Genomic DNA, 11,784 nt, shown 5'->3' with positions numbered 1-11,784 from the left:
GGCCTACTTGCCCCCACCCACCCGTGGGAACCCGCCTTGCGGCCGCCCACCCCTATTTAAGGCGGGGAACGGCCAAGCCTTCGGCTTGTGCCTCGGCACACTTAGCACAATTTACAGGTTGATTTTTAGTCTGTTTTACGTAAATTATGCGTGTGCCGTCCTTAACTCCTAACTCTCCATACAAAACTTTAGTTACTGATCTCATGGGTATTATGCGCGAAGGCTTAGAAGCGGCGAATGCGATTCGCCTTAAAACCTACTGGCAGATGGGTCGGCGTTTGTCCAAGTCCAAAGAATTGGCTAACGCCAATTCGGCCGCGTTGCTGGCGCAACTGGGCGCCGACTTAAACATGGAAGTCAGTCTTCTTTACCGTATCCAGCAGTTTTACACTCTGTGGCCTAAAGGGGTTCCCGATACTAAAGGCTCTGTTCTTAGCTGGTCTCATTTTGTGGAATTGCTGTCGCTCAAAGATTCCAAAGAACGTGATTTTTACGTCGTAACAGCATCCAAACAAAGCTGGAGTCGTGATCAGCTCCGCAAAGCCATTCAAAAAGATTATTTTCATCTCCGGCAACTTCCGGCTTCGGTAGAAACCGGTGGTTTAAGTCGCCCTGTTAATCCTCTTCATACTTACAAAGCTATTGTTGAGCATGTGGTGGATGGCGACACGCTTTTAGTCCGCATCGATCTGGGTTTTGAAGTTTGGCTTAATGTCCGTACTCGTTTTCGTGGAATCAACACTGCCGAACTGGTTAAACAAGCTGTTAGTCCCAATCGAGCCGATCAGGCCAAAGCCTTTGTGGAAGAAAAGCTCAAAAATCTGCCTTTCATCATCATTAAAACCTACAAAACCGACATGTATCAGCGGTATGTTTCCGATATCTTCTACCATCCCACCCTAACCGATAAAGAAGCGGTCTATTCTGAAGGTTTCTTCCTTAACTCCCAGCTTTTGGAAGCTAAGCTGGCTGATGTCATGGACTAGGTCACTATTGATTCAAGTCGAGTCGCATTTAAGCTGGTTTGGGCTGTATTTGAGCCGTATCTGGGTAACTTTGGGTTGTATTGAAGAGTGCTTACTACTCACTTTTTAGGCCTTGGGTCGTAAATGAGCTGTATTTGGGCAGATATGAGTAGTAATGGGTCAATTGAGGAGTATGACCTTAAATAACTGAATTTACTTATATTTATTCGTTATCAGGCTTGGAGCCGGTGTTTTTGATGTAATAGGCATCTTTAAAGTCTCCTACTTGGCTGATTCTTCCGGCTTTCTCCATTTCGGCCAATATCCGGCCTGCCGTACTGTTGGAAACCTTGAGTACCGTCACCACCTCTTTGCGGGTTACTTTCCCATTATCATCAATAAGCCCTAAAACCTGGTCTTCGCGGGTGGTGTATTTTTCTTCATTTGAGGGGTTCTTGCCGGTGGTTTCTTCATAAATCTTTTTAGAAGCCTTGGAACCGAAGAAGATACCTAAAACCTGAAGGGCTACGGCGGTTAAGTCTTTGGGTAATACAAAAGCCTTGTCGATACTGCTCATGACGAAGGCGATCAAAAAGAAGACGAGCCAGAAATAAACATAAATCGATCCTCTCTTGGGTGGGTCTTCCTTACCTACCCAGCGTTTGATTTCTTTTTCGGCAGAATACGCACCGACTAAAGCAATATAAACCGGCATCATCCCGCCGGGCATGTCGAATTTTTCTTTTAAGATGAAATCAACCAGCATCAGGCCGATGTAGGTAATGGTGTAAAGAGTCAAAAGCGGAGAAAGAACATCTCTGAATTTTTCTTTCCAGTTCATTCAAAACCTCTTTCTTTAGCTTCATCTAAAAACTTTTGAGCTTCTTCTATAGTTACTAATTTCAAATCAACAAACTTTTGAAATGTAAGTGCCCCTAGAACCACTAAATTAGCTCCACCAATCTTTGTTCCACCAACTTTACTTGCTTCATCAAAAGATTTTTTCTTTTCTTCTTCAGTAGCAAGTGAGTTCTTAATGAGTAAATCCCATACAATTTCATATTGCATATAAATAAGATTAGGATCTCTAAAGTTTGTTAAAGCTTGTCTAAAATCAGTATCAGAACCTGCTAAAGTTATTTTGTCTTTAATCTCAGTTCTTGATTCAATGAGAAAGCAAGCTTCTGCAATCATGTTACTTAAACAATAACCACCATCTATATATCCACATTCGCTGGCGTGAGACATGCGTATTGTCATTAAAAACATTATAGTTAAGATGAATTGGTAAAATATTTTTCTCAAGGTTTGCATGTTAACCCCTTTACCTTTTCTACTGTTGCTTCTTTTTGTTTACCCGCCACACGCACTTTGGTTTCACATAGTTTAGAGGGATCTCCCGTTACCTCAAAAATCAACTGTGCAAAGGCATCCTTTGGAAACTGTTTTAAATTCACAAAATAGGTCCCATTGTTCCAACTCATATTTTCCGGCTGATAAATTTTTAGATCACTTCCGTCCGGTTCTTTCACGGGGAGCCAATTTACAAACCGTATGTCCAAACGTACGTCGTCCTCAGGGCCACGGCCTGTATTCATCACTTGTATTACGTATTCGCTGGTAGGTTGCGGAGCGGTGGGCTGGTAATTAATCAACAAACTTCCTACTTGGGTTGGAACGGCTTTTTGTGGTTCAACGGAGTTATAAAACTGGCGGACAATAACATGCGGGGTTTTATCCTGCAAAAAATAGTTTAAGCCGGTTAAGAAAAGACCGCTTCCTACCATGGTGCCTAGTATTTTCAAGGCTTGGATTATCCAGGATGTTTTAGGTTTCTTAGCCACTATTTCTCTTTCAATCCTTAATTTGAACGCCCTTCGGAGAAATCACAATGCTCACTTTAAAAGCCTTAGCCAGGCAATACAGTATCCACAAAGAAGGGTTCTTCATCACTTTGGGCGATTCCAGCTTTTGATAATACTTGAGGCTTACCCCAAAATTTTCGACATAATCCTGATTTTCACCTCGGTCAGCGCGAATCTTTACAAGTTCCTTCGATAGATCTTTGAAGAGATCTTCCTTTTTCATGTAGCCTCCTATTGGAGGCTTCACCATGTACAAAAAAGACCTTGTGTTAAACCTCCGATCGGAGGTATTTTGATTTTCAAAGGAGGAGACATGAAGATTTTGCCTATTCAGGTGTCTTTCTCAATTATGGAGCTGGAAAAGATTATGCATGAGTTGAACCGGCTTTATGATGAGTATGAGGACGAGAAACAGTTTCAGAAAAAGTACCCTCATATCAATGAATTTTTGGAGAGATTAATGGAAATGAGCCTCGAAAAATAATTGCGCACTGCGTTAAATGAAAAAAAATAATGTCATCCCCTTGACAAGGTGACGGTATGGCCTATGGTCGCAAAATGTATTTTTTTAATTCAGCGGATGTGGTGTCTATGATTAAGGTCTGACATCTAGTTTTTCCCCATGTTCCTTACTGTTGCTTATCATCTCTCTCTAGTTCTTATTTACATATTATCTTTCATCGCCTTTGCTACAGGCTCATGGCCTCCATGGTTAATTCCCTATGAACAACCAATATTTAGCATTTTATTGGGAGGGCTTGGCGGGGCAATTTATTGCCTGAGGGGCGTATACATTAATGCTTGCGCTCTTAAACAATGGGATCTGTCTTGGAGGCCATGGCATTTTATTAGACCCATCGTCAGCCTGGCATGCGGCTTTATCAGTTATATTTTTTTAAAAGCAGGCCTACTCGTTCTGGATGCCACTTTAACTCCTGAAGCTAATCATTTCGGGTTTTATGCCTTAGCATTTATAGCCGGTTTAAATGTCGATCGTTTCATTGAGAGGCTTGAGGAAATCGCTCACGGCACGTGGAGCATTAAACATTCACGTACTTCGGAAGCGAATGGAAAAGATAAAAAGGATTAAAATATGGCAATCGTTCATTTTTTGAATGTTGGACACGGAGATTGTTCTATCATTCAACATGACAGTGGCAACGTTACAATGATTGATATGTGTAAAGGTAATCTTTCTTCGGATGAAGAAACCGGTCAGAAAGCCTCTCAATTGCTTTCCCAAGCATTCGAAACCCCCAAAATTGTTGGCATGGAAGACTGCCCGACTAATCCTATTCATTATTGTAGGGATATGCTTGGTTTAAATTCTATATTTCGCTTCGTCCTCACCCATCCCGATATGGATCATATGGATGGCCTTGCAAATTTAATGACAACCCTTCAGGTAGATAATTTTTGGGAACCGGGGATTCGTCGTCCGACAATAAATGAATTTAAAGCCGGCTTTCAGAAAAATGATTGGGATCAGTACGAGCGGTTAATTAATAAAAAAGTGCCTGGTACAACAGTTTTGTCACGCCTTGAAGGAAGTAAATTTAAATACGCCAATGAAGGTGGAGATACAGGTTCTGGCGATTCACTATTTATCCTGTCGCCAGATCAAAACCTTATTAAGCAAGCCAATGAGTTAGAAGAATGCAATGATGCTTCTTATGTAATTCTTTATAAAACTGCTCATGGAGGAATTATTTTTGCCGGAGACTCTCATGACAAGACATGGGAACTAATTTTGAAGAAGCATTCAGACGAAGTAAAGGATTGTGCCGTTTTAATAGCACCTCATCACGGTCGCGATTCCGATAGATCTTTCGACTTTTTGAAAGTGTTAAAACCTCGTTTAACTCTTTTTGGTTGCGCTCCTAAGGAGCATCTTGCTCATGATGCATGGCAACGGTTAGGATTGCCTGTCATTACAAATAATCAAGCCGGGAATATTATTTTAGATGTGAATAGATACGGGATTAATATTTTTGTCGAAAATGAATCTTTCGCAAAAGCCATTAAGACATCTGATACTTCCTGTAAATTGTATGAAAGTTTTTTTATCGGTAATTTAAAACCACATCAGCCTACACAACCTGTTTTAATTGCTAAAAGACCAACCTTATTTCCAGCTCAACTACCAAGTAAGTTTCGCTGAGGGGGGTCAATTTTTACTGTACCTCTCCCAAAACCCATTACTAAACACTCCAAGAGGATCAAACTTCCTCTTCGCCTCAAAAAACTCATCAATCTCCGGATAAGCTTTGGCCAACTGCTCCTTCGAATAATAAAGCTGATACGGCAGATAGTACGTACCACCTATGTCTGTGGCCATATCAATCAAGTCCGTAGTGGTTTTTCTCAAAATCTGACTGTCTGCTTCGTTAAACTTCTGATTAAAATACAAAACAAACGCAAACATATTCTCTTTAGCATAAGGGAGCGCCGTGATTGTGTCTTTGCTCACAACCCTTATCGTCACATTCAAAAGATTTGCGCCGTTTTGACTCACAATCTTTCTTAACCCATCCACAAACTCCGGCATTTTTTTGTGGGGGATAAAATATTCCTGCAGAATATCCGTGTCCTTCAGTTTATTTTTTAAATATCCCATCGGGTCATACATCCCTTGGTTACGCGAAATCAAACAAACCTCTTTCTGGCTCATCGCCTCATTGCGTGAGCAGAGATACAAACTGGGGTCCACATGTTCTTCCAACGCCCAGCGCACCCAACGGCCAAAGCTTCCCGTTTTAGAAAAATTAATGATAAGCCGGGCTAACCAGTTATGTTGAGGTGATGAAACAGAGGGAATGTCCCCCTCAAAATTTGCTTTAGTGTATCGCTGAACAATGGTTTCTTTTAAATAAGTGCTGGGAGATACCGATAGCCTTCCAAAAAAAAGTCCTACTTGGTCATTATTCTCAACATTCTTGGCGTAAAACTCGGGGAAATCTTTGTAATCAATCACATCACGGGTCAGTGCATACATTTCGTTGTCCACAACTTCAAAATCCACATCTAAAATAACCCCAAACAATCCATACCCACCCAATACCGATTTAAATAACTCCACATTCTCCGTAGGACTGGCCGTAACAATCTCTCCATTTCCTAACATCACCCGCATGGCTTTTACCGTGGGAGCAACGGGCCCCGGATTATGCGCAATCCCGTGAGCGTTTACACTTAATGTTCCACCTACGGTAAAAATATTAATCGATTGCATCGCCTTTACCGCTAAACCTTCCTTATCTAAAAATGTTTGGATGTCTTTCCACACCGCACCACTTTCAACGGTTAAAGTTTTAGAGGCCTTATCCAACTTCATTTCCTTAAAGCCCTTCATATTCAAAACAAGTCCATTTCTTAAAAAACTCTGCCCACCCATACTGTGCTGAAGCCCGGAAGGAGTTATCTTAAGGTTATTGTCGCGCGCAAATTCCAAGGCGTTTTTTACATCGGCAACGGAGGATACTTTTACGATGCCATAAACAGGCGTTTTATTGAGACAACTGGCATCATTAGTAAACCCTCCTTCTTGCTCAAAGAGCGGGCCTTGCTTAGCAGGAAGGATAGTGATGGTGGTGGGTTTGTCGGAATCGTTTGGATAGATAAAATCACAGTCTTTATTTTTATCCGGCGCGGAAGCTAAACGAGTAATTTTAGCCCCGATCAAAATCAATAAAGCGGCTAACAACGAAAACACCGCCGCCGTTCTTTTCCGGATGTATTTTTTCATATCTCCCTCTTAAAAAAAGACCTACCAAAAGTAAAAATAAATGCCACTCCAAACAAAAAAACCGCCAATCCCTAATTTTCGCTGGCTTAATATTTTTATTTCCCTTATGACAAAAAACTATGACGCGTCTTCGGTCCATTCTGTCTTTTTTGAGCCTGGTACTTCTCCTCAGTTTTACTGTGGCCCTCGCTGAAGAACTTACATGCTGTCCCGATAAACCCGAAACCGCCACTTCCTGCCACGATCAATGCTGCACGCCATGCAACACTATCCATAACATGAATGTTTCTCACGCTTCCGTAGTTCTCATTCAAAATGACTTAAAAACTTTCAGTTTTTCTTTATTTCTTTCCGCTTTCCCCCGGGAATCCTTTCCCACCCGCATCGAACGTCCTCCTACCGTTTAAGTCTCTTTATTAATCTGTTTTTCCCTAGATTTAAAAATTTCGAGGACTTGCCATGAAATCTATAATTTTTTTAGCTTTCACATTTATATGTGGGGCTTTTTCATCATTTTTATATGCCGATGAGTGTGCCATCAATAGTAGCCAGGATATACTTAATTGCGCTGTCAACCGCCATCCCGAGGTTCAAATCGCCGAGGCCAGCTTAAAACGTGATGAAGCCCTTAAAAAAATAGCCAAACAACTGCCTAATCCCGAGATCGAAACCAAAGTGCTCTCCGGCCATAGCAATTCCGATTCGGTGGTGAATACCGAAATCAACGTAAGCCAAACCATCGAGTTAGGAGGCAAGCGTAAAAACAGGATCAAACAAGCCAAGGCCACCGCTGGGTTCACTCAGGCGCAGGTTTTGGAATCTAAAGAACTGACGGCACTCAATACGGTTTTGGCCCTTTACCGTCTGCGTCAAATCCGTTCCGAAATAGCGGCCGTCAACGAAGGCATTGGCACGTTCCAGCACACGATCGAACATTTTAAATCGCGTCCCAAACTGGCCCCCGAGCAGGAAGTATCCTCTACAGTCTTTAAACTTTCCTTGGATGATTTTAAAATTAGAAAAGCTCAACTCACGCAGGAACAAACGGAACTGCAAAGCTTTTTGGTATTGGCAACAAACTTACCTCTTTCTACCATCCAAAAATATCTTCCGCCTTCCAAACGCAAATGGCCTCAGCTAGCGGGCGAAACGGACACTCTTCAAAATGCCGAATTGGCAAAAGCTCAAGCCGATCAAGCCATCACCAAAGCTAATTTAAAACTGGCCAAAAGTAGCATCTGGCCCGATTTTAAAGTGGGACCTTCCTTCACCAATCAAACTGGCATCCCCGGAAACAATAAGGCCTCAGGAATAAATGTGACTTTAGCGCTTCCTATTTTTAGCTTCAATGGCGGCAATGTCAGTTATGCCAAGCAAGATGCTTATAGGGCCAGTCTTGCTTATCAATTAACGGTTTCCAAAAAAGAAAACGAACGGGCACAGCTACTATCAACTTATCGCTCCGCTCTTCAATCTCTTGGCCGTATTCATCCAAACGGTGCCTTACAAAATGAACACAAAAATATGGAAAATTACTATGAGAGCGGGCTTGTTTCCAGTTCACTTGTTATCGAAACCCACCGCCAGATTTTTGAGGTTACTCAATCCCTTAATGCGCAGGAACTAACGGCCATCAATGCCCTCTGGCGCATTTACATTCTTGATGGCACATGGGCCGGTTCAAAAATTTAATTTCGGAGAATCATTATGGTAAACAAAATTATTCAATTTTCAGTTAAAAACAGAACTCTCGTTTTGGTGTTCACATTTCTTTTTGTCATTGCCGGATGGTTGGCCTTTAAAAGGCTTTCCATAGACGCGCTTCCCGATATTACCAACATCCAAGTGGCGGTTAATACCATGGTGGAGGGCTTGGCTCCCGAGGAAACCGAACGCTATATCACTGTCCCGGTTGAAACGGCGATGAGTGGTATTGCGGGGGTCACCCACGTGCGTTCCCTTACTAAGTTCGGCCTTTCTCAAGTTATTATTAATTTTGAAGATGGGACCGACATTTATAAGGCCAGGCAACAGGTATCCGAGCGTTTGCAATCTGCGCTGGGTGATTTACCACCGGGAGCACAACCAAGACTTGGACCGATCACTACAGGACTCGGAGAAATTTATTTTTACACGGTGGAAGCGGATCAGATAGCCACTGGTGATGAGAGAATCACACAGCTGATGGAACTAAGAGCCATTCAGGAATGGGTGGTGAGGCCGCGTTTGATGACTGTGAAGGGTATTGCCAGTGTGGATACCAACGGTGGTTATGAGAAACAGTATCACATTCAACCGGATGTTGCCAAAATGGCTCAGTATGGTTTGGGATTTGATGAAATTGAAATGGCCTTGGAAAAAACCAATAAAAATGTCGGCGGTGGATACATTCAACAGGAAGGTAAACAATTTCTTGTACAAGCGATTGGTCTTTTTCAAACCCTGGACAACATTAAAAGTGTCCCCATCAAATCTCTTGAAACACTAAAAACAATTACCATTGGAGATGTTGCACAAGTGAGCTTAGCGGCACCGCTGCGTACGGGTGCCGCTTTGGTAGATGGTAAAGAAGCTATCATGGGAACTGCGCTTTTATTATCCGGTGAAAATAGTCGAGAAGTTGCTGTTGACGTCCACAAAAAAATTGATGAGATCCGCAAAATTCTTCCCAAAGGCGTGCACATCAACACACTGCATAATCGTTCGGATCTGGTCAATGCCACATTGGGTACCGTTATTCATAACCTTATGACGGGTGCGGCTCTTGTGGTTGTTATCTTGCTTTTACTTGTTGGAAACTTGCGGGCTGCCGCCATAACAGCCGCGATGATTCCTTTATCCTTGTTCTTCACCTTTATCATGATGAACTGGCAAGGCATGTCGGGAAATCTCATGAGCCTGGGTGCTTTGGATTTTGGCATCATTGTCGATGCCGCCGTGATCGTTTTGGAAAACTGTATACGTAGAATTCATGAACGCACACATTCTTTGGGCCGATCACTGAATAAATTAGAATTGAACGAAACCATAACTACAGCCACGATCGAAATGCGCGAGGCATCGGGATTTGGTCAGCTCATCATCCTGGCGGTTTTTCTGCCCATCTTTGCGCTGACGGGCATTGAAGGAAAAATGTTTAAGCCTATGGCGGCGGCATTTAGCTTTGCTTTATTGGGAGCGTTGATCTTTTCTTTTACCGTGGCTCCAGCAATGGCCAGCCTATTCCTGAAGGGTAGTATTAAAGAAAATGAACCGTGGCTCATGCGGTTTTTTAAGAGAATTTATCAGCCTATTCTCAAGAAAACACTCACTCATCGCCGCGCGACAATTTCATTTGCTGTTGTGTCCGTGCTTTTTGGAGTCTTTCTCTTTTCAAGAATGGGATCAGAATTTTTACCCCAACTCAACGAAGGTTCGCAGATCATCATGTTTGTGCGTGATGTCAACATTGGCATTGATGAAGCCATCATCATGCAGGAAAAATCCGAAGAGATCATCAAATCATTTCCTGAGGTCAAAAATACCTTTTCACGTTTGGGCACGGCTGAAGCTGCCACCGACCCCATGGGAATTCACCAGGCCGACACGTTTATCATGTTTAATGACCTGGACGATTGGCCGGAGATCAATGGTGAAAAAAGAACCAAGGATGAGCTCATCGAAGCGATGCTGGTTAAGTTGAATAAAAGCGTTCCCGATCAGGAATCAATTTTGAGTCAACCCATTCAAATGCGATTTAACGAACTTTTAGAGGGAACCCGTGCCGATATCTCGCTTAAAATTTTCAGCGATGATTTAAAAGATTTGCTGGAAAATTCAGAAAAAGTGGAGGAATTGATAAAAAAAGTTCCCGGTGCTGGGGATGTGGAAGCGGAAATGTCGGATACATCTCCTGTGCTTAAAATTAACCCCAATACCGAGTTACTGCTTAAATTGGGCGTGGGGGCTGATGTGGTATTGGATGCGGTCAGTACAGCCGTAGGCGGCAAAGAAGCGGGATTTCTTTTTGAAGGTGTCAGGCGTTTTCCCATCATGATTCGTTTGAGTGAAAAAGATCGATCGGATTTGGAAACCCTCAAAAATATTCCCGTAGAAGTTGGCCCTAATCTCACCATGAAGCTCAAAGACCTTGCTGAAATTAAATTTGATGAAGGATTTGGTACGATCATCCGCGAAAACGGTAAACGCCGTGCGGCCGTTCTCATCAATCCTCGCGGACGAGATACTCAAAGTTTTGTGAAGGAGGCCAAAGAAACATTGGCGGCTAACATAAAGCTGTCGGAAGGGTCATTCTTCGAATGGGGAGGAAATTTTAAAAATCTGGAACAAGCAAGGGAACGCTTGCTGATTCTCACACCCATTGTTTTGTGTCTCGTATTCATGATGATTTTTATGGTATTTCGCAATGTGTGGCAGACGCTTCTGATTTTCAGTGGGATTCCATTGGCATTGGTGGGCGGAGCATTGGCACTTGAAATCAACGGGCTCACATTTAGCATCTCGGCAGGAATTGGTTTTATCGCTCTCTCAGGCATCGCTATTTTAAATGGCGTTGTTTTGATCAGCTACTTTAATCAACTGAAAAAGGAAGGGATGTCCGGTCATGAACTTGTGACCAAAGGTGCCTTGCTGCGTCTCCGCCCCGTATTAATGACGGCATTAGTCGATATCTTCGGATTTTTGCCTATGATGCTCTCGCACGGCATCGGATCAGAAGTTCAAAAACCTCTGGCCTCTGTTGTGATTGGAGGGATTTGTTCCTCAACGATTCTGACGCTTTTAATTTTACCAACGGTTTACACCTGGATTGCAAAACCCGAAGTTGATGTGGAACTCTAAACATAAGGAGATTACTATGAAAGAAATTAAAGCCATCATTCAGCCGTTTATGCTTGCCAAAGTCATTGATGCCTTAAAAGAAATCCCCAACATGCCGGGAGTCACGGTCTCAGAAGTCAAAGGCTTTGGCCGAGGACGCGCGGAAAATGTTGCGGAAGGTTCAGACAGCGTTAACGAGTGGGGAGTCATGTTTGTTCTTAAGGTGAAGTTGGAAACGGTCGTCGCCGATGAAATGGCGGATCAGGTTGTCGAAACGATCCAGAAAAATGCCTATACCGGAAATATCGGAGATGGGAAAATCTTTGTTTACGAGGTTCAAAAGGTTGTCAAAATCCGTACGGGAGACGCGGGCAAAAAAGCCATTTGAGGA

Annotated in this window: 12 protein-coding genes; 7 read left to right on the top strand and 5 right to left on the bottom strand. The window is 42.8% G+C overall.

The features are described 5' to 3' along the window. Window positions 1–212 precede the first annotated feature (212 nt). On the top strand, window positions 213–986 hold the full coding sequence (locus tag K1X76_10890; GenBank protein ID MBX7149574.1) for a hypothetical protein: 774 nt from the start codon (window positions 213–215) through the stop codon (window positions 984–986). Between the two features lie 202 nt (window positions 987–1,188). On the opposite strand, the gene K1X76_10885 is transcribed toward K1X76_10890, so the two are convergent. From K1X76_10885 to K1X76_10870, 4 genes are read right to left on the bottom strand one after another with little or no spacing between them, the layout of a single operon-like run. Continuing rightward, the gene (locus tag K1X76_10885; GenBank protein ID MBX7149573.1) at window positions 1,189–1,806 is read right to left on the bottom strand and encodes a hypothetical protein; all 618 of its coding nucleotides are present in this window, start codon (window positions 1,804–1,806) and stop codon (window positions 1,189–1,191) included. After that, entirely contained in the window at window positions 1,803–2,279 is a 477-nt protein-coding gene (locus K1X76_10880; GenBank protein ID MBX7149572.1) for a hypothetical protein, read from the bottom strand. Before K1X76_10880 ends, K1X76_10885 begins: the two co-directional genes overlap by 4 nt. Beyond that, window positions 2,267–2,809: a hypothetical protein gene (locus K1X76_10875; protein ID MBX7149571.1), complete on the bottom strand. Its 543-nt coding sequence runs from the start codon at window positions 2,807–2,809 to the stop codon at window positions 2,267–2,269. Before K1X76_10875 ends, K1X76_10880 begins: the two co-directional genes overlap by 13 nt. Before the next feature lie 10 nt (window positions 2,810–2,819). Continuing rightward, window positions 2,820–3,053, bottom strand: a complete 234-nt coding sequence (locus tag K1X76_10870; GenBank protein ID MBX7149570.1) for a hypothetical protein — start codon at window positions 3,051–3,053, stop codon at window positions 2,820–2,822. A gap of 90 nt (window positions 3,054–3,143) precedes the next feature. On the opposite strand from K1X76_10870, the gene K1X76_10865 reads away from it, so the two are divergent. The 3 genes from K1X76_10865 (at window position 3,144) to K1X76_10855 (ending at window position 4,991) form a co-directional block, all read left to right on the top strand. Further along, entirely contained in the window at window positions 3,144–3,314 is a 171-nt protein-coding gene (locus tag K1X76_10865; GenBank protein MBX7149569.1) for a hypothetical protein, read from the top strand. A 138-nt stretch (window positions 3,315–3,452) separates the two neighbouring features. Then, on the top strand, window positions 3,453–3,920 hold the full coding sequence (locus K1X76_10860; GenBank protein ID MBX7149568.1) for a hypothetical protein: 468 nt from the start codon (window positions 3,453–3,455) through the stop codon (window positions 3,918–3,920). Between the two features lie 3 nt (window positions 3,921–3,923). Then, the gene (locus K1X76_10855; GenBank protein MBX7149567.1) at window positions 3,924–4,991 is read left to right on the top strand and encodes a hypothetical protein; all 1,068 of its coding nucleotides are present in this window, start codon (window positions 3,924–3,926) and stop codon (window positions 4,989–4,991) included. 6 nt (window positions 4,992–4,997) lie between these two features. Here K1X76_10855 and K1X76_10850 read toward each other — a convergent pair whose 3' ends face one another. Further along, entirely contained in the window at window positions 4,998–6,575 is a 1,578-nt protein-coding gene (locus K1X76_10850) for an FAD-binding oxidoreductase (GenBank protein MBX7149566.1), read from the bottom strand. Between the two features lie 459 nt (window positions 6,576–7,034). On the opposite strand from K1X76_10850, the gene K1X76_10845 reads away from it, so the two are divergent. From K1X76_10845 to K1X76_10835, 3 genes are read left to right on the top strand one after another with little or no spacing between them, the layout of a single operon-like run. Next, complete coding sequence (locus K1X76_10845; GenBank protein MBX7149565.1) at window positions 7,035–8,267, top strand: TolC family protein; 1,233 nt, start codon at window positions 7,035–7,037, stop codon at window positions 8,265–8,267. Window positions 8,268–8,282: 15 nt separating this feature from the next. After that, window positions 8,283–11,414, top strand: coding sequence for a CusA/CzcA family heavy metal efflux RND transporter (locus tag K1X76_10840; GenBank protein MBX7149564.1), 3,132 nt, complete (start codon window positions 8,283–8,285; stop codon window positions 11,412–11,414). A 16-nt stretch (window positions 11,415–11,430) separates the two neighbouring features. After that, entirely contained in the window at window positions 11,431–11,781 is a 351-nt protein-coding gene (locus tag K1X76_10835; protein ID MBX7149563.1) for a P-II family nitrogen regulator, read from the top strand. Window positions 11,782–11,784 lie beyond the last annotated feature (3 nt).

Source organism: bacterium (genome assembly GCA_019695305.1).
Taxonomy (GTDB): domain Bacteria; phylum UBA10199; class UBA10199; order UBA10199; family JAIBAG01; genus JAIBAG01.
This window is presented reverse-complemented; position numbering and strand designations above follow the sequence as displayed.

Excerpts from the sequence above, each read along its gene's own strand:
- K1X76_10890 (MBX7149574.1), top strand. The coding sequence starts at position 213 with ATGCGCGAAGGCTTAGAAGCGGCGAATGCGATTCGCCTTAAAACCTAC.
- K1X76_10885 (MBX7149573.1), bottom strand. The coding sequence starts at position 1,806 with ATGAACTGGAAAGAAAAATTCAGAGATGTTCTTTCTCCGCTTTTGACT.
- K1X76_10880 (MBX7149572.1), bottom strand. The coding sequence starts at position 2,279 with ATGCAAACCTTGAGAAAAATATTTTACCAATTCATCTTAACTATAATG.
- K1X76_10870 (MBX7149570.1), bottom strand. The coding sequence starts at position 3,053 with ATGAAAAAGGAAGATCTCTTCAAAGATCTATCGAAGGAACTTGTAAAG.
- K1X76_10865 (MBX7149569.1), top strand. The coding sequence starts at position 3,144 with ATGAAGATTTTGCCTATTCAGGTGTCTTTCTCAATTATGGAGCTGGAA.
- K1X76_10860 (MBX7149568.1), top strand. The coding sequence starts at position 3,453 with ATGTTCCTTACTGTTGCTTATCATCTCTCTCTAGTTCTTATTTACATA.
- K1X76_10855 (MBX7149567.1), top strand. The coding sequence starts at position 3,924 with ATGGCAATCGTTCATTTTTTGAATGTTGGACACGGAGATTGTTCTATC.
- K1X76_10850 (MBX7149566.1), bottom strand. The coding sequence starts at position 6,575 with ATGAAAAAATACATCCGGAAAAGAACGGCGGCGGTGTTTTCGTTGTTA.
- K1X76_10845 (MBX7149565.1), top strand. The coding sequence starts at position 7,035 with ATGAAATCTATAATTTTTTTAGCTTTCACATTTATATGTGGGGCTTTT.
- K1X76_10840 (MBX7149564.1), top strand. The coding sequence starts at position 8,283 with ATGGTAAACAAAATTATTCAATTTTCAGTTAAAAACAGAACTCTCGTT.
- K1X76_10835 (MBX7149563.1), top strand. The coding sequence starts at position 11,431 with ATGAAAGAAATTAAAGCCATCATTCAGCCGTTTATGCTTGCCAAAGTC.